Origin of the sequence: Collinsella sp. An271 (genome assembly GCF_002159695.1) — a bacterium.
GTDB lineage: Bacteria > Actinomycetota > Coriobacteriia > Coriobacteriales > Coriobacteriaceae > Collinsella > Collinsella ihumii.
The window spans coordinates 1-24,385 of record NZ_NFJE01000014.1; the positions used below are offsets into that span (position 1 = coordinate 1).

Consider the following 24,385-nt stretch of genomic DNA (forward strand, 5'->3'; position numbering starts at 1 on the left):
GGACGCCGGAAGCGGCGCCTGACGTTGGCGCGATCGGTGAAAGTGCGTTGGCGCGATCGGCGAATTTGCGTTGGCGAAAGTGGCGAAAGATAGATTGACATTAACAACGTCCACCGGCGCCTCGCGGAGCGCGGGATAGCCTGCGGGGAGCGCAAGGTGCGCGAGCTCATGGCCGAGGAGGGCTGCGTCGTCGTGTACCTGAGGCGGCCGAAGAGGTGGAGCTCCTACGCGGGGGAGGTCTCCGAGGCCCCGCCCAACCTCGTGGAGAGGTCGTTCCGCGCCGAGGCCCCCAACAGGCTCTGGCTGACCGACATCACCGAGTTCGCGCTGCCGGACGCGGGCGAGCCGAAGGTGTACCTCTCGCCCGTCGTCGACTGCTTCGACGGGATGCTGGCGTCCTGGTCCATCGGCACCTCCCCGAACGCCGAGCTGGCGAACTCCAGCCTGGAGCGCGCGTGCGAGGGGCTCGCCGACGGCGAGGCGCCCGTGGTCCACAGCGACCGGGGCGGGCACTACCGGTGGCCCGGCTGGATCTCGATCTGCGAGGAGCGCGGGCTGACCAGGTCGATGTCGAGGAAGGGCTGCAGCCCGGACAACGCGGCCTGCGAGGGCTTCTTCGGCAGGCTCAAGAACGAGTTCTTCCACGGCCGTGACTGGCGGGGCGTGGGCGCGGAGGAGTTCATGCGGAGGCTGGACGCGTGGCTGAGGTACTATAACGAGGTCCGCATCAAGGAGTCCCTGGGCTGGATGAGCCCGAAGCGGTACCGGGAGTCGCTGGGCCTCGCGGCCTAGCCCGATGTTTGCCCCGGCGCTCCAGGATTCCTGCCGCACCCCCAAGTTCGAGGATTTTCCGAAGGGATTTGTGGGACAGGCGTCAATCAGACGTTATTGTTTTGCTTGCTGAGAAATGTGGCCACTCGTTTGATGACCTGAACGTACTACATGGCGATCTGCGTGATGCCGTACTTGAATCCGGGCAGTTCGTGTTTACCCGGCATAATATTCTTTGTGCGCTGCCAGGTCACAGGCGAAAGCTTCCCGATCTTGATAGCATCTTTGAATTGGCGCCAGTTTTGTATCGCAGGATTACGCGCAATTTCGATTCGTTTCTAGAATACTCACGCTACCTGAGAACCTCCGAAATGATTTTGGACGGCAAGCCAGTTCAACGTGTCCGCACACTGCTGAGCGAACTCATGCGAGGTTCCGAGGATCCTGATATTGAGAAGCTCCAGAGGTGTGCAATCGAGATTCAGCGCAAGAGTATCATCTTGCAGGAGGAGCTAGACGGTAATGGTGGGGAGGACCATACACAGAGAGGCTTAGGGAACATTGAAGATATTCATTAGTCATACCGCGGCAGACAAGAGTGTGGTGGAGCCTGCAGCGCTCGCTTTGAGCAGGGCTTTTGGCAGAGATAATGTGTTTTACGATAGCTGGTCCATTCAGCCGGGTGATGGGATTATCGACAAGATGAATTCCGGCTTAGAGGATTGCGATTGCTTCTTCTTGTTTGTATCGGAGAGAAGCCTCACTAGCGAAATGGTAAAAATGGAGTGGCAGAACGCCCTGATGATTCACGCAAAACGAGGGATGAGGTTTGTTCCGGTCTTGCTTGATGACTGCAAGGTGCCTGCAATCTTCCTCCAGAAGCGTTATATCGACGCGTTCAGGGCTGGTATGGACGTCGCAATCAGGCAGATGATCGATGTTGCTTCGGGTGCGAATATATATCACGAAGAGGATGCGACATTTCAGAACCTGAAAGCCTACGCGAGGCTCTCTAAAGGGTCAGGGGTGGATATCGAGGTCCGGGCAGAAATGATGATGGAACCGATATCAGAGTACGCCGTTGTACTTGAGAGCGATTCTGCGTCAGTGACTTGTCCTGGGGAAGTCTTCTACCGTTCTGGTAAGGGGGGACCGATCGAGAATGATCGCGGTATGAAGTGCATACCCTACATCGTTGCGATTGACAGGCCGACGGTAAAAGGTTTTCCCTTCAGAATCAGGGTTGAGGATGAGGCTTCGATTTCCGTGCAGGGTGTTTTTCATGCTGCGGGGGAGGGCAGGTTCGAAAGGGTTCCCGTTGTTGTTGTCATGCCCGATGACGTGTTCCATTTTGGAGCCGATATCGAGGTTCCTCTTGATGACGTTTGTGCGCCTGGGATTACTCAAGAAGATCAGCTGGCAGCCCTGAATAAGATAATGTCAGAGGCGTTGAGCAAGAGCGAGCCACATGGTGAATCGAATAAGGACAATGGCGCTTAAGCAGATTGTAAAATTATAAAAACACAATAGAAAAATATTAGTATTATCATAGATGGGCACTTACCTTCTCGGTAATGGGTGCAGGGGGCGGAGAGTTGAACACATAGAGGTGTCCAACTCTTCGTTCGCATCTCACTAATGGGCGGTATCAAATTGGGAAAAACTCAGTAGGCAGTACTATTTGCGCATGCTAAAAATAAGGCTGAGCTGTTGATACGGTTGTTGTAGGATGTCGTTTATGAGTGCTTGAGGGGTGGCTTGTCGAAAGGTGCGACGGTGAGCGTTAATTGGGATATTGTTTGCTCAGTTGTTACCTCGATTGCCGCCGTTGCTGCTTTGGGAATCTCCGTATCGCAAATATGGGCAAGCAACAAGCAACAGTTGCTAGATCGTAGGTTGCGTCTCTGGATTAAGGCGCATGGGCTTATGGAGCTATGTGCTCATAGTCGATTTCGGCTTGAGAAGAAAGAGGACGGGCCGGAGCTGACCAATGATTATCTGTTTCTCCTGATGACGAATAATTCTCTATTGTGTGATATTGGGCCAGTAATTGAGCATATTTCGGACCAAGATTGGAAGAAACGTTTTTTGTTAAAGCTGGATGAGCTAAAGGAGATGGCCTTCGAAGCAGAATTGGTGTTTAGGGGGAGTTCCGCAAAAGCGCTTGGCGCCTTTTTCACGGATTACGCGTCTCTGCTGATGTCGATATATCAGTATCAGATTATGCTGAATTGTCTGAAGGAGGATTGTAGGAGTTTTCTACATTCTTTAGAAGAGGCCGCAACGACTGTTGGTGAAAAGGAGCAGCGTGCAGTGCTTCATGAGGCAGAAGACAAACTATTGAACTCATACGACGAGCTTTCTTTTCATGTAGCAGCAAGAATCAAAGGCCAATGCGGGTCGTCATGGCTTTCTTAAGGAATGCGTTGCTGTTGCAGACTCTAGACCGTTTTGCTGGTTGCCTTCCAAGCTTATGGATTCTTGCGCGGAGCAACTTTTGATATTGGAGACGTGGTAAGAACTGCGTTGTCCAAGAAGATATTCGTATATGATCGTCTCGTACCGCAACGACCGAAACGTCGGGACTGCGACCGTCATCGTCTCGGTCACCTCGGATGAGGGTTTCGATATCATCTTCGAGATAGTGCCGGCCGACATAGCCGATGCCATTCTGTCGAGCGAGAACATGCGCTATACCGGCCAGCCCCTCGAGCCGCGCGTGTTCGCCATGTACAACTACATCGGCATCGGAGTGGGTTCCGATTTCGAGATCGTCTCGTATGAGAACAACGTTGAATCGGGTACGGGCATCATCCACGTGAGGGGCATCGGCAACTTCACGGGCATCGCAACGGCGGAGTTCGAGATCCTCGATGTCGCGGATGATTTCGGATTCCCCGACGTGAGGCCGGACGACTGGTACCCCAAGCAGAGCATCCTCGGCTACGCGCTCGACCACGGGTTCATGCACGGGCACGACAACGGGATGTTCGGTTCCTACGATTCCATCACGCGCGGGCCGTTCGTGACGACCCTGCACAACATGACGGGCTCTCCGCAGGTGGGCGCGGCCGCGTTCGACGATGTCGGCTACAGCCAGCACTACGGGCCCGCTATCAGGTGGGCACGTGCCACGGGCGTGGTGAGCGGCTACGGGGACAACACGTTCCGTCCCGAGCGGCCCGTGATGTGCGAGGAGCTGTGAGCGATGATCGCCGGCTACGTCAAGCTGGTCCACGGCATCGATACCGCTGCGGACGATGCGGTGCTCGACGGCATCCGCCAGACCGAGCTCATCAGCGCATGGGCGAGGCCCTCGGTTGCGTGGTGCGTGGACAACGTCATCATATGCGGCGAGAACCGCGGCGGCGTGCCGTACATGAACCCTCAGGGCCAGGCCTGGCGCTGGTCCGCCGCAAGCATGGTGACGGTGCTCCACCGCGACGTCCTCAAGCTTGGCTAAGCGCACTGCCGGGCTCATCTGAGCAGCTGACGCCCTCGGGTCCCCACGGATCCGAGGGTGTTTTCGAGATTGGTTTTTGTTGCTTGCGGTCCTGTTGAACGGTGAACGGGAACGGGTGTTTACCTATAAAAATAGAGCAGAAACGCTTTCGCGATTCCGCCCCGCAAACCCGAAGGTTTTTGTCTGATTCCATTATTGGAAAATCAGGGGATTCGTCAAATAACGACCTTCTTCGGAACAGGTTGCCCCTTTGCGCTGGCTTCGAGAACGCCCGGCTCGCTTTCTGTTTCTAGTCTAAACCGGAAATCTGGTTTAGAATAGAAACAGAAAGCGAGCCGGGCAGGTGGTGTCTATGCTGTATAGCAGCACATTCAGTAACTTCACTTCATTTCGTGATGATTTGATATTTGACCTTGCTGCGCCAAAAAACCGGGTTAGGAGACGTTACCCCGGAAACTTCGTTCAGCTTGAATCCGGTGAGCTCCTCCTGAAATACGCGGTGCTTGCGGGAGAGAACGCGGGCGGCAAATCCAACTTCGTCAAGGCGTTTAGGTTCTTGCGCTCTCTGTTCGTCCGGAATGATGTCGTGCCCCGTAGCTCTAGGAACCTGGTCTTCTGCGAGGGCGCATGGGATGCCGGCGACGGTTCCCCAACGACCTTGCAGCCTTTTGAGATCGAGATCGCCATCAAAGATTATTTCCTCCGCTACACGCTTCATGTGGATGAGGCGGGCATTGTGCTGGAGCAGCTCGAACGGTCGGAAAAGTCCCCTCATTCCTATCGTCTGGTTTTTAGGCTACTGCGAAGCGAGCGGTCCATTGCCGCGCGTGACGACCGAGCGGTCTCCGAAGGGGGCGAAGGCGGGAATCAGGATTCAGGCCGCTATTCGTACCGTGCAGAAGTCGGCAGCCCCCTCGGCATCTCCCGGGAGCTGTTGGCATCCTTTTTGGAACCTGAGCTCGATCCCGCGCGGCTGATGGTCATCACGCTTTCGATGCTCGGGGAGAGAAGCTGCAAAGACGTCGTTTCGTGGTTCACATCCGATCTGGTGATTGCCTCGCGCAGCGGCGGAGCTTTTATTTTCGAGGGCGTCTCCGATGATAGCCTTGACAGCATCCTGCATGACGAGCGCTATTTCGAGATCCTTCGTTTGGCGGATGCGAGTATCGCCGACGTGAAGATCGATCGCGATAACCCGTTTGGCGACAGCGGCCTCATTCGAACGTTGCCATCGGGTAAGACGTATGAGTGGACACTCGGCGACGATTCTGCGGGCATCATCGATTTCGCGCAATGGGCTGTCATTGTCTACCTGGTTGTTTACGGCAACAAAACGGTATTCGCCGACGAGGTCGATGGCGCTATCGACCCGGTTCTCGCCGAGCGAGCGCTGGCGTTTGTCAACGGGAAGAAGCATAGGGGGCAGCTGGTCTTCACCACGCACAACGTCTTGAGCCTTACCCTCCGAACGCTCTTGAAGGAGCAGATCTACTTTGTGACCAAGGACCCGGATACGCTCGCATCGACTTTGTACGCCCTTTCGGACTTCAGCGACGTGCGCTACGACGTGAAGGGGGAGGTCTACGACCTCTATATGCGCGGCATGCTGGGAGGGGCTCTCCAGGGCTGAGGGTTCCTAGGGCGCTGCGATGGGGTTTGCTGCATTGCGCAGAGGCGGGGGACTGATACTGACGGCCGGCCGGGCAGTTCGCTTGGCTGGAGGCGGGTTGTCTCACGGTCGCATTTGTGTTGGAAAAGGTCGATGCACCCGATAACCTTCCGGCATCCAAGGTCTCACAACCCGATGTTGCGCAACAACATACCTTTTTCCTGTGGTAAAGATGAAGATGAAGGATGCTCGGGGGTCGGTCCCGTTTGCAGCGGTGTCGATCCGCGGCGCGCGTAGGTACGGGAAGGAGTGAGCGAGATGCGAAAGTTCAAATTCCTGGCAGTCGGTTTTGCGGCAGCCCTGTTGGCGGCACTGCCCGTCGCGGGTTTCGCGGACGAGCCTCAAGGGATCGTCGTGGGGGAGGACGCTGCAGGCGTCGAGGTCCAGATAGGGGAGCCGGCGGTCCTGGAGGACACTGGGATCTCCCTGCAGTGGTCGTCTGCCGCAAGCGATGACTACTGCTATATCAAGGGTACTTTCGACTACAAGGAAGCGAGCTATCAGAAAGTCCTGGTCAATAAGCATCGTGAGGCCAATGGGGCTTCTTCGCTCGTTATGGATGCCGATTTGCAATCAGCTGCTATGCAGCGTGCCGCGGAGATTGCGCTTTACTTCTCGCATACGAGGCCAAATGGTACGAAGTGGTCCACTATTACCAATGGAGCTTACGGAGAGAACATCGCTATTGGAGGATTTGGGTCCTCTGATGCTGCAGAGAATGTGACCGATGCGTGGATGAATAGCGACGGGCATCGTGCGAACATTTTGGATCCAAGCTATGCGATCATCGGTGTGGGCTGCTTCAGAATCGGAAGTGTTTCCTGCTGGGTAGAGCTGTTCGGTACCGCCCATAGATCAGAGACCTATGCCGATGCTGGTGTGTTTACTGCCATCACGAAAGTGGACTACAGCCACAGTCTCGTCCCTTATGATGGTTCGGGTTTCAATTTGAACATGAGACAGGAAGATCCAGAGCCCCTTGAGCCGGGTGAAACCTATGAGCTGGTCGTAGGTATTCGAAATCCGGAATTCTCCTACATTTATACGTCTACCGAGGCCCGCGGTTATACGTGGAAATCCTCCAATCCCGCTGCCTTTACCGTGGATAATGGCATCGTGAGTGTCAGCTCCGGTGCACAGGTGGGGGCAACCTCGACAATTTCCGCTACGAGCCCCGGCGGCCGTTCCTGGTCGAAGGAGTTTATCGTCAAGTCCAATGTGGTGTCGGTCACGGGCGTGCGACTCAACAGGACGTCGCTTTCGCTGGATACGGGCGACACAGCCGTGCTGACTGCGACGGTGTCTCCGAGCAACGCCACCGACAAGGGTGTGAGCTGGTCGAGCTCCAATACTGGGGTTGCCACGGTGGATCGCTCCGGTAACGTGCGCGCCGTCGGCGCCGGCACCGCGGTGATTACCGTAAGGACTGATGATGGGAGCTATACCGCGAAATGTACGGTGACGGTCAAGTCCGATGTCAAGGTTGAAAAGATTTCGCTTTCTCCTTCAACCCTCACACTCGATAAGAATTCTACGTACAAGCTGACGTACACGATCAGTCCCTCGAATGCGGAAAACAAGGGCGTTACCTGGAAGAGCTCCGATAGCAGTGTCGCGAGGGTCGATTTCACCGGTAGGGTCATGGCGGTCTCGGTCGGCAAGGCGACGATTACAGTCACGACCGCCGACGGCGGCAAGACGGCGAGCTGTACCGTCACGGTCAAGGGGCCGGCGGTTACGGGCGTATCCCTCGACAGGACTGCGCTGACGCTCAACAAGGGCGATATACGGACCCTCAAGGCGACTGTCTACCCGACAGACGCGGAGAACAGGGAAGTCGGCTGGACGAGTAGCAACTCCGCTATTGCAAGGGTCGACTCTAGCGGCAAGGTGACAGCGGTCTCTGCCGGTAAGGCGACGATCACCGTAACCACAAGGGACGGCGGCAAGACGGCGACCTGCGTCATCACGGTCAAGGGATCTGCTGTCACGGGCGTATCTCTCGACAGGACGTCGCTTGTTCTTGGCAAGGGCGAGAGCTATACGCTCAAGGCGACGGTCGCTCCGACTGATGCCGAGAATAAGGAAGTCGTCTGGAAGAGCACCGACAGCAGCATCGCGAGAGTCGATTCCAACGGCAACGTCATGGCGGTCGCCTCTGGCAAGGTGACCATTACAGCAACGACTGACGACGGCGGCAAGACGGCGAGCTGTACCGTCACGGTCAAGGGGCCGGCGGTTACGGGCGTGTCTCTCGATAAGACTACCCTTTCGCTGGGAAAGGGCGAGAGCTATACGCTCAAGGCGACGGTCGTCCCGGTTGATGCCGAGAACAAGAAGGTCACCTGGAAGAGCTCCGACAACAAGGTCGCGACGGTGGATGCCAACGGAAGGGTGACGGCAATCGCCTCCGGTTCCGCGACCATCACGGCGACCACCGATGACGGCGGCAAGACCGCGACGTGCACGGTCAGCGTGGCCGGTGCGGTGAGCGGGGTCACGCTCGACAAGACCTCGCTTTCGCTCGACAAGGGCGAAAGCTACACGCTCAAGGCGACGGTAACTCCGGCTGATGCCGAGAACAAGAAGGTCACCTGGCGCTCGTCCGACACCAAGGTGGCGACGGTTGACGCCGACGGTAGGGTCACCGCGGTGGCTCCGGGGTCAGTGACCATCACCGTGACCACTGAGGACGGCAACAAGACGGCGACATGTGCCGTCAGCGTCGCCGATGTGGTGAGCGGCGTCACGCTCAACAAGACCGAGCTTGCCCTCAAGGTGGACGAGAGCGTCGTGCTGAAGGCGACGGTCCTTCCCGAGAACGCGCTCAACAAGAAGGTCACCTGGAAGAGCTCCGACACCAAGGTCGCGACGGTCGACGCCAACGGCAAGGTGGCGGCGGTGGCGCCCGGCACCGCGACCATCACGGTCACGACTGAAGACGGTAACAAGACCGCGACGTGCATGGTGAAGGTCGGAGACCAGCTCGTCATCACGTTCGTGACGAACGGCGGTACGGCCGTCAAGAGTCAGCTGGTCAACGAGGGCGAGAGCGCCGTGCGCCCCGCGGATCCGACGCGTGCCTACTACCGCTTCACCGGCTGGTACACCGACGCCTCGCTGGGGGCGGCCTACGATTTCGCGCAGCCCGTCAAAGCGGATCTGACCCTGTACGCCGGTTGGGCCGGCTACAGCCCGTACCGCGGGTTCACCGATGTCGCGTCGGATGACTGGTACGTTACGTGCGGCCTGTTCGACTACGCTGTCGACCACCGCTTTATGAGCGGCTATTCGGGCACGACGCTGTTCGGTCCGTACGACACCATCACGCGTGCTCAGGTTATCTGCGTCCTGTGGAACATGGCCGGTCAGCCCTCGGCCGGTTCGGTCGAGAACTTCTCTGACAACCGTGATGCGACCGTGTACTACTACGACGCGGTCCGCTGGGCGCGCTCCGCGGGCGTGGCGAACGGCTACGCGGGCAGCAATCTGTTCAATCCCAACGGGAACGTCAGCCGCCAGGAGCTTGCGACCTTCCTGTACAACTACGCGAACAAGGTCGCCAAGCTCGACACCTCGTCCGACATGGGCGCCGCTTCGCAGATCTCCGGCTGGAGCACGGTTGACGCCTACGCCAAGCCGGCAATCGCCTGGGCGGCCGACCATGGCCTGATGAGCGGTGTCGACACGTCATCCGGCCCGCAGCTGCGTCCGAACGACACGGCATGGCGCGCCTCGATGGCGACGATGTCCGCCACGTTCCACCGTGACGTGATCGGTGCGTAACGTCCGAATCCCATAACGACACAAACAAGGGGCCCGCACTGCGGGCCCCTTCGCGTTCCGGTGGGTGCTCGTATTATCTGTCTCGTCGAACAGAATGCTTACTAATATTAAAGCACCATATACTTTGCTATACTTTACGATGCATCAGCAAAGATCAGCTGCGGGTGGCGCTCCAATCTCTTCGATGGAGGCGACGCCTATGGACAACGTTCTTGAAGTTCTCTCGGCTCTTGCGAACATTGCAAGCATCGCGAGGCTCCTTCTCGATATGAGAAGATACCTCGATAGCAAAGAGAAGCATAAGCAGCATATGGATGACGTAGTGTAAAGACGAAAGGAGCCTGACTGCAATCAGACTCCTTCGAACAAAACACCGCGCCGCCCGCGACCAAGTTAACAAAAGACGGGCTTTGCTGATGCATCTGTAGTTTACCACAATACAGCAGAGGTTATTCACCTGCTGTGAGCGGCCCTCGGCTACCTCTTCCGCCCTTCGGTCGGCACGAGCACGCGCAGCACGCCGGGCAGGATGCCCACCGATACGCGTGTGGCGCGGATGAGCTCTCCGTCGGCCTGGATGGGATAGCCCCCGTCCTCAAAGGTGAACGTCGCGGAGCGGATGCGGCGCGTGTGGACCGCCTTGTCCGACCGATGGTGCCCGCCTTTTGCCGCGAGCAGCAGCGCAAGCGCGTGGGCGCGCGGCATGGGTCCCGCGAAATAGCAGATGTCGAGCATGCCGTCGGCGGGGTCGGCATCCGGGCAGATGCGAAAGCCGGAGCCGTACGTCGGGCCTATCTGCACGGCGAAGGCTATGGTGCGCATGCGCTCGGCCGGCGCCCCGTCGATCGATGCCATGACCGGGTAGTCGCGGTAGCGCCTCCCCGCGGCAGAGAACCCGCTTGCGAGATAGAGCGGCGTTCCGGTAAGTCCGGTCGATGCGCGCAGTCTGTACGTGCCGAGCGCAATCGCCGCGTCCATGCCGAACGAGAGCGTCTGCACGAAATACTCGGTGCGTGCGCCTCTGGTTCGGCCGACGGGTCCCTGCGTGACCTCGTCTGTATCCGCAGGCGTGTATTCGATGCGCCCCACGTCGAGTGGCTTGGCCTTGCACGACAGGATCGCCGCCAGATCGCGGTCGCGCGAGATCTCCCGCATGCCGAGCGTGCGCGCGTAGTCGTTGCCCGACCCGACGGGAATCACGCCGAGCGCGGGGCGCGCCTGAGCCTCGATGCGCATGAGGCCATTTGCCGTCTCGTGCACGATGCCGTCGCCTCCCACCGCGAGCACGGTGTCGTAGCCCATCGCGCGCGATGCCAGCTGCGTGGCGTGGTGCGGCCGCTCGGTGCACACGAGGTTGAACGCGCTCCCGTCGTGCAGATACATCTCGAGAAACCGCTTGAGCTGCTCTCCGACTTCGGCCGCGGCGCCCGACTGCGCGGCGGGGTTGCAGATGATGAGGGTTCTTCCCAGGTTCGTCTCGTCGCTCATGCTTTTACATCCTCACTCGTTGCCGCGTCCTCGCGATGGCGCTCCAGCGCCGCTTCGACCGTGTCGCCCTGATCGACTTCGAGCGAGCGGCGCTTGGGCGTGACGATGCGCTGAGCGGGGTACACGCCGCGGTGCCCGGCGACGAGATAGCTGATGAACGCCACGATGACGAAGTAGGCCGCCGCCTGCCCCCCGAACATGTCGACCGAAAGCATGATGGTGGTGATGGGCACGTTCAGCGCGGCCCCGAACACACCGACCATGCCGAGCGCCGCCATGAAGCTCGGCTCCACGCCCGAGATCTGGCCGATCCAGCCTCCGAGCGCGGCGCCGATGCCGAACAGCGGCGTCACCTCGCCGCCTTGGTAGCCGGCGCCGAGTGTGAGCGCCGTGCACGCCAGCTTGGCGACCACGTCGGCCGGGCCCGTCGAGCCCTCGAAGCCCGCCGTGACGAGCCATTCCGACAGGCCGCCGTAGCGGTACAGGCCGCATGCCGCATAGACGCCCAGCAGCACGAGCGACCCTACCAGGGCGGCGACCAGATAGTTTTTGATGCGCGAGGCGTAGATGCGCTTGACGGTGCGGATGGAAAGCGAGAACAGCCGCGCCATGAGGCCGAAGGCGACGGCGGCCGCCACCACGAGCGCGACGGTGGCGGGCTCCATGGCGGGGACGGAGGCGATCGTGTTGAACGCATGGGTCGTCCCGAGCGTGCGCGCGGTGAGGTCGCCCACAAACGAGGCGATCAGGCAGTACAGGCCCGCGCTGTAGTTGAGCTTGCCGATGGTGCACATCTCCATGCCGAAGAACGCCCCGGCCAGCGGCGTGCCGAACACGCCGCCGAACGCCGCGGAGATACCGGCGAGCATAAGGTCCTGGCGCTCGCGCCCGTCGAGGTGGAACAGCGTCGCCACGTTGCTCGCGATGGTGCCGCCGATCTGCACGGCGGTGCCCTCGCGTCCGGCCGATCCTCCCGCCGCGTGCGTCGCCACCGAGCACACGAACGTGAGCGCAGCCATGCGCGCGTGGATGGGGGTGCCGGTGATGGAGCTGTCGATGACGAGGTTGTTGCCCCGCGCGGCGCGCAGGCCGTGGTTGCGGTAGACCCAGGCGGTCGCGAGGTTCACGACCGGCAGCAGGGCGAACATCCACAGATGGTTCTCGCGCGCGCCGGTCACGAGGTCGAGCGCTGCCAGAAACGCCCAGGCGGCAGCCCCCATCAGGGCCGAGACGAGGACGGTCAGGCAGACGGTGCGCAGGCTTGCGCGCATGTTGCCCAGGTCGCGCACGGCATCGCTCGCGAGCATGCGCTCGGTATGCGCCAGCTCGAGCCCCAGCGTGTTGACGAAGCCGGTGCCGTGGCGCCTCAGTTTTCGCTGTATATCTTCAGGTCGTCCCGACATGGGCGCGTCCTTGCTCTTGAGGGGTGGATAAGGGTACGGATGCATTATACGCACCGGCGGCGTCGGGGGACGGGCGGCGCGTGCGGGAAGCGGAATGTAATGCGCCCGAAAGAAACTCAGCACATATGCGGGCTCCTGATTATACTTAACTCAGAATACAACCATCGAAAGGCGGGGTGTGATGGCCGACGAGAACATGATCGCGCTCGAGCAGGCGCAGGCTATCGTTTTGGACCACGTGGAGCCGACCGAGCCGATACGCGTCCCATGCTGGCGCGCCGTGGGCTTTCCGCTTGCTGCCGACGTGGCGACCGATATCGACCTGTCTCCGTTTCCGAACAGCGCGATGGACGGCTACGCGGTGCGCGCTGCGGACCTTGCGGGCGCATCTCCCGAGGCGCCCGTGGTGCTCGACGTCATCGGGCACGAGGCGGCGGGCCATGTCTTCGAGGGCGCGATCGGGGCGGGCCAGACGGTGCGCATCATGACCGGGGCGCCCATGGCCGACGGTGCCGACGCCGTGGTGAAATACGAGGTCGTCGAGGTGCTTGACGGCGACGGGAACGAAGGGTCGCGCGTGCGCTTCACCGCGCCGATCGCCGAGGGCGAGAACGTGCGCGCCGCGGGCCTCGAGGCTCATGCCCAGGAGGTCGTCATGCGCGCGGGGGAGACCGTCACCGCGGCGGGGGCGGGCCTGCTTGCGTCTGCCGGCGCCGCCGAGGTCGAGATCCACCGCCGGCCCGTGCTCGGCATCATCTCCATCGGCAGCGAGCTCGTCGCCCCCGACCGCGTGCCGGCGCGCGGGCAGATCCGCGACGCCAACTCCTCGGCGCTCATGGCGTCTGCCCTGCAGGCGGGCGCGGACGCGAGGTTCTACGGCATCGCGACCGATGACGAGGACGAGATCTCTTCCAAGATCCATCAGGCCATGGCCGAGTGCGACTTCGTGATCACGAGCGGCGGCGCGTCCGCGGGCGACTACGACTACGTGACCGCGCTCGTCAGGCGCGAGGGCGAGGTCCTGTTCGACCGCATCTCGCTGCGCCCTGGCAAGGCGATCACGTTCGGCCTGATCGGCGGCGTGCCCTACCTGGGCCTTTCGGGCAACCCCGCCGCCGCCGCGGTCGGGTTCGAGATGCTCGCCCGCCCTGCGATCCGCAAGATGCTCGGCTTTCGCGACCTGGTGCGCCCCGTGCAGTCCGCGCGCGTGACGCATGATGTCAAGAAGGGGCAACAGCGCCGCTTCTACGACCGCGCGCGCGTGGAGCGCGACGATGCGACCGGGGAGCTGCTGGTCAGCGAGGCGTCGTCGCAGAACTCCGCCTTGCTCGGGACCCTGCATCATGCGAACTGCCTGCTCATGGTCCCCGAGGGCCTCAAAGGCTATCAGGCGGGAGACGAGGTTCGCTGCGTGCGCATCGATATCGAAGAGGGCGCGGTTCTGTAGACGGCCGGGGGCCGAACGTTTTGAGGAGAGGTAGCTGCATGGATATCCGTATCGCCATCGTCACCTGCTCGGACACGCGCGACATGGCGGCCGACGAGGCCGGTGCCGCGCTCGAGGAGCTGATCTGCGCGCAGGGCTGGACGGTCGCGTCCCACGAGGTCGTGCACGATGAGGTGGACGAGATCTCGGCGGCCATCGTGCGCGCGGCCGACGACAACCGCTCGAACATCGTGATCACCTGCGGGGGCACGGGGCTGTCACTGCGCGACGTGACGCCCGAGGCCACGCGCGCCGTGTGCGACCGCGATGTGCCCGGCATCGCGGAGGCCATGCGCGCCTACTCCATGACCAAGACGAGGCGCGCGATGCTCTCGCGCGCCGTCTGCATGCAGCGCGGGGGTACACTCGTCGTCAACTTCCCCGGATCCACGAAGGCGGCGTGCGAATGCTGGGAGGGGATCGCCGACCAGTTCGAGCATGCGGTCAGCATGACGTCCGGAGCCGGTCACTGAGCGGTCTTGGCATGTTGACGGCGCCGTATCGCCCTTCCGGCGGTGCGGCGCCTCACGGGGAAAAGGTCGATAACTCGTCCCCGTTTTTCCCGAGAAAGGGAGAGGCGAGGGCCGATGACACAAAGCGGACCGTTTGGCACGCTAAAGGGGGTCAGTAAAGGCTCCTAGCGTGCCAAACGGTCCGCTTTGTGTCATCAGGCACGCTTGTCCTCCTCGGAAGACACGGCAGAGCCTTCGCGAGTCTTAGGGAATAAAAAATTATCCTCAGACAAGGACATTCTCGAACAGAACTATTCTGAACTCAGTATAATAATGGCAACGAATTGCGAGCGTTCGCCGCACCGTTTTGGGAGCGGGGCGGCGAGCGTTCGCGCAAAACATCTCGGGAAGGACGGACCATGCTCAAAAACCATCTGACTCGTCGCGCGTTCGCCGCGATGGGCTGCACGCTCATGCTGGGCGCCGCGCTTGCCGGCTGCAGCTCCGACACCACGGCCGCCCAGGGTTCCACCCCGGCGGATTCCGGCTCGGCAGAGCCCGCCGCCGAGTCCGTCGAGCTGCAGATCTTCGCCGCCAACTCCCTTGAGAAGGTCATGCCCGAGGTCGAGGCGCTCTATACCGAGCAGACCGGCGTGACCTTCGCCGACACCCAGTACAAGGGCTCCGGCGACCTCGTCGAGCAGATGCGCGGCGGCGCCCCGGTCGACATCCTGATCACGGCCTCCGCCGGCACCATGGACGACGCCGTCGATGGCGAGCTCGTCGATGAGTCCACGCGTCAGGACATGTTCGTGAACGACCTCGTGATCGTGCGCGGCAAGGGCTCTGACGTCCAGATCAACTCCCTCGAGGACGTCGCCAACGTCGACGGCAACATCGCGATCGGCGAGCCGGGCGCGGTGCCCGCGGGCAAGTACGCCAACCAGTCGCTCGCCAGCGTGGGCCTCTACACGAACGCCGAGGGCGAGGGCGGCGAGTACGCTCCCGAGATCGCCGACAAGGTGAGCCTTGCCGACAAGGTCGGCACCGCGGCGCAGTACGTCTCGACCGGCGACTGCACGATCGGCTTCGTCTACACCTCCGACGTCTACCGCTACGACGGCATCGAGGTCGCCTACACCTGCCCCGATGACTCCCACAAGCCCATCGTGTACCCCGGTGCCGTGTCCTCTACGTCCGAGAACGCCGAGGCCGCCGCTGACTTCCTCGAGTTCTGCATGACCGACGAGGACGCGCTCGCCATCTGGGCCGAGTACGGCTTCGAGCTGGCGTAAGCCGCACGGCTGATATACTCGAAAGCCGGGCTGCGCCTGCAGTTTGGCACATGAAGAGGCGGTCTCGTTCGCTCGGGGCCGCCTTTTTTCCACAGGGCGATGTGATGGGGATGAGGGCATGACGGGAAGAGCCGCAAGATACTTCCGGGGCCGTCGGAGCCTGCTGGTCGCGCTGCTCGCGACGCTGCTGCTATCGGTGCTGTGCGCGCTTCCGGCGCGCGTGTGGGCGGACGGCGGCGAGCAGGCCCAGGAGGATTCGGCGATCGACGAGACGGCGGGCTTCGGCCTGAACGGGTTCGTGCGCTACAACCGCGGCGCCCAGCGCCTGGTCGATGATACCGATCTGGGCTACCGCTTCCCGGTCGCTGAGGGCAGCACGGTCGTGGTCATCAACATGCCCCAAAGCATCTGGGTGCATGTCGATCCGGATGCGGCCCAGGGCGCCGGGTTCGAGGCCGATGACGAGGATGACGTGAACGCGCTCATCGCCTTGATAAAGCAGCTGGACGAAACCCATTCGCGCGGCGGCGTGCTGCTGGCGGATGAGGACAAGGTCTGGGTCGTCTCCACGCAAGACGAAGTGGTCGATGGCTCCTACCGCTACATCTTCCGGGCCCAGGTCGGCGACGGATATTACACCTCGGTGCAGCCCGCCGAGGTCGCGCAGGGCTCGACGCCGTCGGAGACCGCCGCGGTGAGCGGGCTCGATTTGGGCGAAGGCGCCCTATGGGTCGATAACGCGCAGCTGGTCGCCGCCGCGGATGTGGCGATGGAGGCCGCCCCCACCTGGCAAGACGAGCTCGTCTCGTTCTTCACCGGCTTGGACATGCGTCCGTTTTGGGTGTCCCTCAAGACGAGCACCGTCGCGCTCGTGGTGACGTTCGTGCTCGGTCTTGTCGCCGCATGGAAGACCATGGGCACCTCGAGCCGGCTGAAGGGCCTGCTCGATTCGGTGTTCACCATCCCGATGGTCCTGCCTCCCACGGTCTGCGGTTTTCTGCTCCTGCTGTTGTTCGGGCAGTCGACGCCGGTCGGCCGCTGGCTGATCGAGCACGGGGTCGCGCTCGTGTTCACCTGGCCGGCCGCCGTGATCAGCGCCATCGTCGTCTCGTTCCCGCTCATGTACCGCACCGCGCTCGGCGCCTTCGAGGGCCTGGACGCGCAGATGCTCGACGCCGCCCGCACGCTCGGGTGGTCGGAGGAGCGCATCTTCCGCCGCCTCATGCTGCCGCTCGCCTGGCCGTCGATCGCCGCCGGCACCGTGCTCGCCTTCGCGCGCGCCATGGGCGAGTTCGGCTGCACGCTGTTTTTCGCCGGAAACTACGCGGGCGAGACGCAGACCATCCCCATCGCGATCTACTTCCAGTGGATGAGCGGCAACACCGACGTCGCGCTGTTCTGGGTCATCGTCGTCATCCTGTTCAGCTTCCTCGTGATCCTGTTCATCAACATCTACACGGCGCGCTCGCAGCGCTACCGTGCCCGCGGCATCTCGCGCGCCGAGCGGCGCCAGATGGCCGCCTCGGGCAAGGCGGATGCGCTTGAGGAGCATGGCGGAGACGCGCTGCGCATCGATCGCGAGGCGCTTTCCGAGCTTCTGCTGGGCGGCTCCTCGACGGACGCGGCATCGACGGAAGGGAGGCAGTAGCCCATGTCGCTGTTCTTGGCGATCAAGAAGCGCTATCCCGGGTTCACGCTCGACATCGAGCTCGAGGCGGGCGAGGAGCGCATCGGTCTTCTGGGCGCGTCGGGTTGCGGCAAGAGCTGCACGCTGCGCTGCATCGCGGGCGTCGAGACCCCCGATGAGGGCAGAATCGTGGTGAACGGCGTCACGTTCTTCGACTCGAGCGAGGGGATCAACTTCACGCCGCAGCAGCGGAAGTGCGCCCTGTTGTTCCAGAACTACCAGCTGTTCCCGAACCTGACGGTCGCGGACAACGTCCGCGCCGGCATGGACCATGCGGTCGATTCCCGCAGGCAGCAGGAGGATGCCCTGCGCTACCTGCAGATTTTCGGCATGGCCGAGTACGCCGATCGCTACCCCTCGCGTCTTTCGGGCGGGCAGCAGCAGCGCGTGGCGCTCGCCCGCATGCTCGCCGCGCGACCCGGGATCCTCATGTTCGACGAGCCGTTCTCCGCGCTCGACTCCTATCTCAAAAGCGCCCTCGAGCAGAACCTGCTCGACGTGTTCTCCGTCGTCAACCGCACCGTTCTGTACGTGAGCCATGATATCGACGAGGCCTGCCGTCTGTGCCAGCGCATCGCCGTGATGCACAACGGGCGCATCGAGGAGATCGGGACCGTGTCCGACCTCATGGAGCGCCCCGCCACGCTGGCGGCGCTGCGCCTGACGGGGTGCAAGAACACGAGCCCGGCGCGAAAGGTGGGTCCGACCACGGTGGAGGCGCTCGACTGGGGCATGGTGTTCGACGTGGGGCGCGAGGTTCCCGAAAACGTTGCCTACCTCGGCATCCGCGCGAGCTATTTCCATATCGACCGCGAGCGCCCGGCGGGGGAGCGCGGGCGCAACAGCTACGAGCTCAAGGTCGCCCGGGTGAGCGATGCCCGCTTCGAGCGGCTGGTGCTGCTCGACGTGCCGCGCGCCGACGCGCCGAGCCGCCTGCAGTGGCGCGTGAACAAGGTGGGCGTGCCCGAGGAGGGGCTCCCGCACGAGGGCGACGTGCTGCGCATGCATTTCGATGCCCGGCGCATCCACCTGGTTTCCCGCTAATGATGGGTTCGCTGGGGACGGGTTCGTTCGTACCCCAACGACCCGTTCCTTAAGACATCTTCGGCGCTTCTTGCCGTTCGCTTAATGCTGCGGCGATTCTGAATAGGGGACTCGCGATCGAGCATAATGGCCCCAGCGGCAGACGCCGCGTGCACTCACGAGGCGGTGAGCCATCTGGAACAGGGCCGATGTTCTCGAGCGCGCCGAGAAAGTCGGCCCCCTGCAGGTGGCTTCCGCTGGACGAGAAGGTCCGCCGGAATAGCTGTCTACCGACGGACCTTGCTGTCTCGCCTTGTTCTGCCGCTATCGCCCGCAGGTCACTCGATCGTGACGCGCGTTCCGTTCGGGAGGTTGTCGTAGAGCCACTTGGCATCCGATACCGTCAGGCGCACGCAGCCGTGCGATGCGGGCTGGCCGAGCTTCTCGCCCTCGGTGGGCATGTAGTTCCCGGCTGCGTCGGTCGGCACGCTGTGGAACAGGTAGTCGCCGTAGAACTGCACGTAATAGCGACCGCCCATGGCCTCTCGGCGGTTGTAGAACGAATAGCCGCGGCCCGTGACCGAGTAGGTCCCGCGCGGGGTGCAGTCGTTGATGCCCGATGAGCAGACCATCGCGTACAGCACCTCGGTGCCGTCGCGCACGAGCACGACCTGGTTGGCGATATCGACGTGCACGTTGAGGTCTGCGCGGCCGGAAAGCGAGGGATACGCGCCTCCCGAGGCCCCCTGCCAGTCGCCCATGGGCATCCCTTCGTACCAACGGCCGCTCACCTTGTCGAAATAGCGCCACGTATCCCATGTCGGCACGTACGTCATGCCGTAGCTCACCGCTCCCGTGACGGGGTCGAGGTAGTACCACGCATCGTCGATGAGCTGGAGCCCATAGGCCATGATGCCCGTCGTCTGGTCGTAATACACCCATTTGCCGGACGGGTCACTGTCGAGATAGGCGAACCCGTGGACCATGGCTCCCGTGTGCTGGTCGAACAGGTACCAGCCCGTGTGCTCGGCATCGTAGTTCACGAACGCCTCGCCGTGCGCCATCTTGCCGGTCGTCCAATCGTAGTAGACCCATTTGGGCCCCGCGGAGTCCTCGATGAGCGTGATGCCCTTGGCCATCTCGCCGGTTATGGGGTCAAAGTAATACCAGGCATCATATCGATAGTCCTCGCCTTTGACCATGGCGCGGTTCTCGTCGAAGCGAACCCATTTTCCGCCCTTGTCGCGGTCCGATTCGTCGACGGGGATGAACACGTCCTTGTCGCAGGCGATGGAGCCGTCGGCGTCCGCCCAGTACCAGGCATCGCTGTCGGGGTCGTAGAACGCATGGTCGCGCGCCATCTCGCCGTCTTCGTACCAGTGCCCCTTGGTCGCGTCCCAGCCGTCGCGAGGTGCGGAATCCTGCTCGCTTTCGGTGGTGCCGGGCTGGACGGGCTCCTGTTCGGCGAATGCCGGCGGGGGCGCGACGACCAGCGCGAGCGCGAAAGCCAGAGCGCACGGGAAGGCGAACGTACGGTTTCGTGACAACATCTCCGCTCCTCTCAGCTGCAAGGTCGGTATGTTCCATAAGTGTAGCGCTCCGGAGTAGCGCTCTTGCCGATGATGCGAACGCGATCCGGGGCGGTGCCTTTTGACGGGAGCGGTACTGCTTGGGACGGGGCCGTTCATCTCGCGGAGAGCACCGTTTGCCGAACGGAACCTTGTTCGACATAATTCCGGCCCCCTATATTATCCTCGTGATGTGATAAAGCTGTCCGCCGGCAACACATCTCGCATGCGATTGAAGCGAACGAGGGGAACGCGCGCATATGCCCTTCGATTCGGCGCCGTCGTCATGCCGGCCAGGTTCTCGCGCCCTCGGTGTGAAGGGAGACGGGTGCGAGACGCTGCGGGAGAGGACGGACTGCCGAGCTTTTTGCCACAGCCTTGCCGAGCGGCATGGCGCTGTGGCGACAACACGGAAAACGATACAGAACGTGCACCTTGTGCCTGATAGTCGGCGCATCGATCGACCTGCCTGGCTGAGCCTGAGCCCGGCTGGCCCTGCGTGCGCCGTGAAAAGAGAGAAGAGGGGTAACCATGAGCGACAACACCAACGAGACGACCGCGGCCGCCGAGTACGATTTCCATCCCATGTGGGAATCGCTCGGCATGGACGTGCCCGCCCACGACATGCTGCTGGGGGCGGTGGGGCAGATGTTCGGCGACGTGTTCCTCGCCCAGGAGAACCGGCCGGCATCCACGGATTACCTCAACCAGGTCGTGGCGGGCATCCACTCCGGTCGCATCAAGGAGATGCTCGACAAGAAGGCGTCCGGCGAGGCCAAGAAGATCGTCGGGTCGTTTTGCCTGTATGTGCCCGAGGAGATCGTGACCGCTGCCGGGGGCATCCCGGTCGGCCTGTGCTCCGGCGCCGATTGGGCAACCGACAAGGTCGAGGAGCACCTGCCGCGCGCGACCTGCCCGCTCATCAAGAGCTTCGCGGGCTTCAAGCTGGGCAGCGTCTGCCCGTACATCGAGTCGAGCGACCTGGTGATCGGCGAGAACACCTGCGACGGGAAGAAGAAGGCCTACGAGTTCATGGCCACGCAGGTGAACATGTACACGGTCGACATCCCCAACGTCCACAACGCCCAGACGCTTGAGCTGTGGAAGGGCGAGGTGCGCAAGCTCGCCGAGCGCGTCGAGCAGGAGACCGGTCAGAAGATCACCGCCGAGAGCCTCAAGGCCGCCATCAAGCTCGCGAACGACAAGCGCCGCGCCCTGCAGCGCCTGTCCGCCACGCGCGCCGCGGATCCGGCGCCCATCTCGGGCCTCGACAGCCTGCTGACCGTCCAGGCCGCCTTCATGGACGATGCGGAGCGCCTGACCGGGGCGATCAACGCCATGGCCGACGAATGCGAGCAGCGCGCGGCCGACGGGGTGGGCGTGGCTCCCAAGGGTGCCAAGCGCATCCTGTACACCGGCACGCCGATGGCGGTGCCCAACTGGAAGCTCTTCAACATCATCGAGAAGGCCGGCGGCGTCGTCGTGGGCGAGGAGGCGTGCACGGGCTCTCGCTACTACAAGGACCTGGTGGACGAGGCGGGCGAGACGGTCGACGAGATGCTCGATGCCATCGCCGAGCGCTATTTCGGCATCAACTGCGCGATCTTCACGCCCAACGACGGGCGCATCGAGGATATCGTGCGCATGGCCCGCGAGCTCAACGCCGACGGCATCATCGACTGCTCGCTGCAGTTCTGCACGCTGTACGAGATGGAGTCCTTCACGGTCGAGAAGGCCGCCGAGCAGGCGGGCATCCCGTTCATGCACATCACGACCGACTATGCCAACGAGGACGCGGGCCAGCTGACCACGCGCATCGAGGCCTTCCTCGAGATGCTGTAGTCCCGCATACCGGGGATGCGCACCGGCGGTGCGGGCCTGTCATCGATTGCATGCAGAGGTCCGCGCCGCCGGTCGCAGGAGATCTCGCAGGTATCTGCGTGCCCGCTGGGCTTGTTGAGGGGAGAGGGGATGCCGGCCATGGCGGGCGGATATGGAATCGGCGTCGATATTGGTTCGACGGCAACGAAGGTCGCGGTGCTCGATGCGGACGGCGCGATCGTGCACACCGAGCTCATGCCGACAGGCTTTTCAAGCGTTGACGCCGCTGGCCGCGTGGAGAGCGCGCTGCGGGCCGCCGGCTTTCCCGTCGACGATCCGGATACCCGCGTCGTCGCCACCGGGTACGGCCGCATCGCGGTGCCGTATGCGGACAAGGTGGTAACCGAGATCACCTGCCACGGCATCGGCGCCGCCCGCCTGTTCGGCCCGACGGGCACGGTCGTCGACGTCGGGGGACAGGACACCAAGGTCATCCAGCTCAAAGGCGGCCGTGTGGCCAAGTTCGCCATGAACGACAAGTGCGCCGCCGGCACGGGGCGCTTCCTCGAGATCATGGCTGACCGCCTGGGCGTATCGCAGGCCGAGCTGTCGGCGCTTGCCCGCGAGGGGTCCGAGACCAAGATCTCGAGCATGTGCACGGTGTTCGCGGAATCCGAGGTCATCAGCCTCATCGGTCGCGGCGTGCCGCGCAGCGACACCGCGCGCGGCGTCATCGATTCGGTCGTAGCGCGCGTCGCGGCGCTTGCGGGCCAGTCGTCCGGAGGCCCGTTCTTCCTGACCGGCGGCCTGTGCGAGAACGGTTTCGTCATCGAACGGCTCGGGGCGATGCTGGGCTCTCCGGTGACGACCTGTCCTGAGGCGCGCTATGCCGGCGCCCTGGGCGCCGCCGACCGCGCTCGCGCGCTGGCGCGTTGACGCAGGCCGGTCTCCGTCGCGCCCCACGGCGTCGCTCTATCGAAGGTACGCATAGGGCACGCGCCGCCGCCGAGGGTACGGTATAGGCACGTTCTTCGCCCGAAAGCGTGCCTATACCGTACCCTCGACAGGGTGACGTGCCTATAGCGTACCGTCGGTCGTCCTTAGGCATCCGCCCCGCCCTCAAGCGACTCGAAGGGCGGGGCGGTTTTTGCGCAGGCGGCAAGATGCGCGGATGCGGCCTGTCTATACCGCGTTGCCGTCCTGTACCCTGTCGGCACTGCGGGTATGCTACGATGGCGTGCTGTTGTCCATACAAGTCGACCGTCTGGAGAAGACGCCATGCCTGCCGGATTGCTGCCCATCATCTACCTTGCGTTCGTGGCGCTCGGTCTGCCCGATTCCGCCATCGGCTCGGCATGGCCGGCCATGGCCCCGTCGCTCGGGGCGAGCCTTTCGTGGGTCGGCGCTGTCACGATGATCATCTCTGCGGGCACGATCGTGTCGAGCCTGATGTCGGTGCGCGTGGTCGAGCGCTTCGGGACCGGACGCGTGACGGCGGCGAGCGTGCTTCTGACTGCGCTCGCGCTCATCGGTTTCTCGCTATCCCATGAGTTCTGGCAGCTCTGCCTGCTGGCCATACCCTACGGCCTGGGGGCCGGCGCCGTCGATGCGGCGCTGAACGCCTATGTCGCCGTTCATTACGAGAGCCAGCATATGAGCTGGTTGCACTGCATGTGGGGCGTCGGGGCGAGCGGCGGTCCAATGATCATGGGCGCCTGCTTGGGGATGGGCGTGTGGAACGATGGGTTCCGCGCGCTTGGCGCCATCCAGCTTGCGATCGTGGCGGTGCTCACGCTGTCGTTGCCGCTGTGGCGCGACCGCAAGCTGCCCAAGGCGAAGGGTCGCGAAGGAGGTGCCCCGGTTCGTCGCACGCGGCGCGAGCTGCTTCGCATCGACGGCGTCGTCGCGGTGCTCCTGTGTTTCTTCTGCTACTGCGCGGTCGAGGGCACCTGCGGCAACTGGGCCGCGTCGTACAGCTCGCTCGCGGCGGGCGTGCCGACGCAGACGGCGGCGAGCTGGGCGTCGATGTTCTACATCGGCATCACGGTCGGCAGGGCCCTCAGCGGCTTTCTGTCGCTCAAGTGTTCCGATAGCCAGATGATCCGCTTGGGGCAGGTGCTCATCGCGGCCGGCGTGCTCACCATGATCTCGCCGTGGGGCCACGACGTGTTGGCGCCCGCGCTCGTGCTGATCGGTCTTGGCTGCGCACCCATCTACCCGTCGATCATCCACGCCACGCCGGCGCGCTTCGGCGACGACGTGGCGCTCGAGCTCACCGGTATGCAGATGGCGATCGCCTACGTCGGCTTCCTGGTATGTTCGCCTCTGTTCGGCGTCCTCGCGCAGTACATCTCGATCGACCTGTACCCCTACTACCTTGGCGTGTTCCTCGTGGTCATGGTCATCGCCGCGGAGAAGGTGAACCGCGTCCAGAAGACTCGTGCGGCGCGTAGGGCGTAGCGACATGTTCCCG

The 24,385-nt window shown here is 62.7% G+C and carries 20 protein-coding genes; 17 read left to right on the forward strand and 3 right to left on the reverse strand.

All coding sequences use genetic code 11. The annotated features are described in order from the left end of the window. Positions 1–93: 93 nt before the first annotated feature. The 9 genes from B5F74_RS10650 to B5F74_RS12725 all read left to right on the forward strand — a co-directional run bounded on the left by B5F74_RS10650 (position 94) and on the right by B5F74_RS12725 (position 10,017). Positions 94–792 carry an IS3 family transposase gene (locus B5F74_RS10650; protein ID WP_143753865.1) on the forward strand — a complete coding sequence of 233 codons (699 nt, stop codon included), beginning with the start codon at positions 94–96 and terminating at the stop codon, positions 790–792. A gap of 68 nt (positions 793–860) precedes the next feature. Further along, a complete protein-coding gene (locus tag B5F74_RS12265) occupies positions 861–1,349 on the forward strand; it encodes a hypothetical protein (RefSeq protein WP_143753866.1) in 489 nt (162 codons plus the stop codon). Continuing rightward, positions 1,333–2,271, forward strand: a complete 939-nt coding sequence (locus B5F74_RS10660) for a toll/interleukin-1 receptor domain-containing protein (protein WP_087202344.1) — start codon at positions 1,333–1,335, stop codon at positions 2,269–2,271. The genes B5F74_RS12265 and B5F74_RS10660 overlap by 17 nt, the downstream gene beginning before the upstream one ends. A 276-nt stretch (positions 2,272–2,547) precedes the next feature. Continuing rightward, positions 2,548–3,189 (forward strand): hypothetical protein, encoded by a 642-nt coding sequence (locus tag B5F74_RS10665; protein ID WP_143753867.1) that lies wholly within the window; start codon positions 2,548–2,550, stop codon positions 3,187–3,189. Between the two features lie 130 nt (positions 3,190–3,319). Next, a complete protein-coding gene (locus tag B5F74_RS10670; RefSeq protein ID WP_087202348.1) occupies positions 3,320–3,976 on the forward strand; it encodes an S-layer homology domain-containing protein in 657 nt (218 codons plus the stop codon). 3 nt (positions 3,977–3,979) lie between these two features. Continuing rightward, on the forward strand, positions 3,980–4,234 hold the full coding sequence (locus tag B5F74_RS10675) for a hypothetical protein (RefSeq protein ID WP_087202350.1): 255 nt from the start codon (positions 3,980–3,982) through the stop codon (positions 4,232–4,234). A gap of 352 nt (positions 4,235–4,586) precedes the next feature. Beyond that, positions 4,587–5,864 (forward strand): AAA family ATPase, encoded by a 1,278-nt coding sequence (locus tag B5F74_RS10680; protein WP_087202352.1) that lies wholly within the window; start codon positions 4,587–4,589, stop codon positions 5,862–5,864. A gap of 1,155 nt (positions 5,865–7,019) precedes the next feature. Further along, positions 7,020–9,689 carry an Ig-like domain-containing protein gene (locus tag B5F74_RS10685; RefSeq protein ID WP_239283465.1) on the forward strand — a complete coding sequence of 890 codons (2,670 nt, stop codon included), beginning with the start codon at positions 7,020–7,022 and terminating at the stop codon, positions 9,687–9,689. Positions 9,690–9,888: 199 nt separating this feature from the next. Then, on the forward strand, positions 9,889–10,017 hold the full coding sequence (locus B5F74_RS12725; protein WP_255375124.1) for a hypothetical protein: 129 nt from the start codon (positions 9,889–9,891) through the stop codon (positions 10,015–10,017). A 149-nt stretch (positions 10,018–10,166) separates the two neighbouring features. On the opposite strand, the gene B5F74_RS10690 is transcribed toward B5F74_RS12725, so the two are convergent. Together B5F74_RS10690 and B5F74_RS10695 are read right to left on the reverse strand one after the other, a co-directional pair. Further along, positions 10,167–11,177, reverse strand: a complete 1,011-nt coding sequence (locus B5F74_RS10690; protein WP_087202356.1) for a diacylglycerol kinase family protein — start codon at positions 11,175–11,177, stop codon at positions 10,167–10,169. Continuing rightward, positions 11,174–12,580 carry a chloride channel protein gene (locus B5F74_RS10695; RefSeq protein ID WP_087202358.1) on the reverse strand — a complete coding sequence of 469 codons (1,407 nt, stop codon included), beginning with the start codon at positions 12,578–12,580 and terminating at the stop codon, positions 11,174–11,176. The genes B5F74_RS10690 and B5F74_RS10695 overlap by 4 nt, the downstream gene beginning before the upstream one ends. Before the next feature lie 181 nt (positions 12,581–12,761). On the opposite strand from B5F74_RS10695, the gene glp reads away from it, so the two are divergent. The 5 genes from glp to B5F74_RS10720 all read left to right on the forward strand — a co-directional run bounded on the left by glp (position 12,762) and on the right by B5F74_RS10720 (position 18,544). Continuing rightward, complete coding sequence (gene glp, locus B5F74_RS10700; protein ID WP_087202360.1) at positions 12,762–14,027, forward strand: gephyrin-like molybdotransferase Glp; 1,266 nt, start codon at positions 12,762–12,764, stop codon at positions 14,025–14,027. A gap of 38 nt (positions 14,028–14,065) precedes the next feature. Continuing rightward, positions 14,066–14,539 (forward strand): MogA/MoaB family molybdenum cofactor biosynthesis protein, encoded by a 474-nt coding sequence (locus tag B5F74_RS10705; RefSeq protein WP_087202362.1) that lies wholly within the window; start codon positions 14,066–14,068, stop codon positions 14,537–14,539. 398 nt (positions 14,540–14,937) lie between these two features. Further along, entirely contained in the window at positions 14,938–15,813 is an 876-nt protein-coding gene (gene modA / locus B5F74_RS10710; protein WP_087202364.1) for a molybdate ABC transporter substrate-binding protein, read from the forward strand. Between the two features lie 118 nt (positions 15,814–15,931). Continuing rightward, positions 15,932–17,461 carry a molybdate ABC transporter permease subunit gene (gene modB / locus B5F74_RS10715; protein ID WP_087202366.1) on the forward strand — a complete coding sequence of 510 codons (1,530 nt, stop codon included), beginning with the start codon at positions 15,932–15,934 and terminating at the stop codon, positions 17,459–17,461. 3 nt (positions 17,462–17,464) lie between these two features. Beyond that, a complete protein-coding gene (locus B5F74_RS10720; RefSeq protein ID WP_087202368.1) occupies positions 17,465–18,544 on the forward strand; it encodes an ATP-binding cassette domain-containing protein in 1,080 nt (359 codons plus the stop codon). A 317-nt stretch (positions 18,545–18,861) separates the two neighbouring features. Here the strand turns inward: B5F74_RS10720 and B5F74_RS10725 are convergent, their stop codons facing one another. Next, the gene (locus B5F74_RS10725) at positions 18,862–20,073 is read right to left on the reverse strand and encodes a L,D-transpeptidase family protein (protein WP_087202371.1); all 1,212 of its coding nucleotides are present in this window, start codon (positions 20,071–20,073) and stop codon (positions 18,862–18,864) included. A gap of 549 nt (positions 20,074–20,622) precedes the next feature. On the opposite strand from B5F74_RS10725, the gene B5F74_RS10730 reads away from it, so the two are divergent. The 3 genes from B5F74_RS10730 (at position 20,623) to B5F74_RS10740 (ending at position 24,372) form a co-directional block, all read left to right on the forward strand. Further along, positions 20,623–21,933 carry a double-cubane-cluster-containing anaerobic reductase gene (locus tag B5F74_RS10730; RefSeq protein ID WP_087202373.1) on the forward strand — a complete coding sequence of 437 codons (1,311 nt, stop codon included), beginning with the start codon at positions 20,623–20,625 and terminating at the stop codon, positions 21,931–21,933. A 138-nt stretch (positions 21,934–22,071) separates the two neighbouring features. Continuing rightward, a complete protein-coding gene (locus tag B5F74_RS10735) occupies positions 22,072–22,848 on the forward strand; it encodes an acyl-CoA dehydratase activase (RefSeq protein WP_087202411.1) in 777 nt (258 codons plus the stop codon). A gap of 342 nt (positions 22,849–23,190) precedes the next feature. Beyond that, a complete protein-coding gene (locus B5F74_RS10740) occupies positions 23,191–24,372 on the forward strand; it encodes an MFS transporter (RefSeq protein WP_204212568.1) in 1,182 nt (393 codons plus the stop codon). Positions 24,373–24,385: the final 13 nt, after the last annotated feature.

Coding starts and splice junctions, on each gene's coding strand:
- B5F74_RS10670 (WP_087202348.1), top strand. CDS start 3,320: ATGATCGTCTCGTACCGCAACGACCGAAACGTCGGGACTGCGACCGTC.
- B5F74_RS10675 (WP_087202350.1), top strand. CDS start 3,980: ATGATCGCCGGCTACGTCAAGCTGGTCCACGGCATCGATACCGCTGCG.
- B5F74_RS10680 (WP_087202352.1), top strand. CDS start 4,587: ATGCTGTATAGCAGCACATTCAGTAACTTCACTTCATTTCGTGATGAT.
- B5F74_RS12725 (WP_255375124.1), top strand. CDS start 9,889: ATGGACAACGTTCTTGAAGTTCTCTCGGCTCTTGCGAACATTGCAAGC.
- B5F74_RS10690 (WP_087202356.1), bottom strand. CDS start 11,177: ATGAGCGACGAGACGAACCTGGGAAGAACCCTCATCATCTGCAACCCC.
- B5F74_RS10695 (WP_087202358.1), bottom strand. CDS start 12,580: ATGTCGGGACGACCTGAAGATATACAGCGAAAACTGAGGCGCCACGGC.
- glp (WP_087202360.1), top strand. CDS start 12,762: ATGGCCGACGAGAACATGATCGCGCTCGAGCAGGCGCAGGCTATCGTT.
- B5F74_RS10705 (WP_087202362.1), top strand. CDS start 14,066: ATGGATATCCGTATCGCCATCGTCACCTGCTCGGACACGCGCGACATG.
- modA (WP_087202364.1), top strand. CDS start 14,938: ATGCTCAAAAACCATCTGACTCGTCGCGCGTTCGCCGCGATGGGCTGC.
- modB (WP_087202366.1), top strand. CDS start 15,932: ATGACGGGAAGAGCCGCAAGATACTTCCGGGGCCGTCGGAGCCTGCTG.
- B5F74_RS10720 (WP_087202368.1), top strand. CDS start 17,465: ATGTCGCTGTTCTTGGCGATCAAGAAGCGCTATCCCGGGTTCACGCTC.
- B5F74_RS10725 (WP_087202371.1), bottom strand. CDS start 20,073: ATGTTGTCACGAAACCGTACGTTCGCCTTCCCGTGCGCTCTGGCTTTC.
- B5F74_RS10730 (WP_087202373.1), top strand. CDS start 20,623: ATGAGCGACAACACCAACGAGACGACCGCGGCCGCCGAGTACGATTTC.
- B5F74_RS10735 (WP_087202411.1), top strand. CDS start 22,072: ATGGCGGGCGGATATGGAATCGGCGTCGATATTGGTTCGACGGCAACG.
- B5F74_RS10740 (WP_204212568.1), top strand. CDS start 23,191: ATGCCTGCCGGATTGCTGCCCATCATCTACCTTGCGTTCGTGGCGCTC.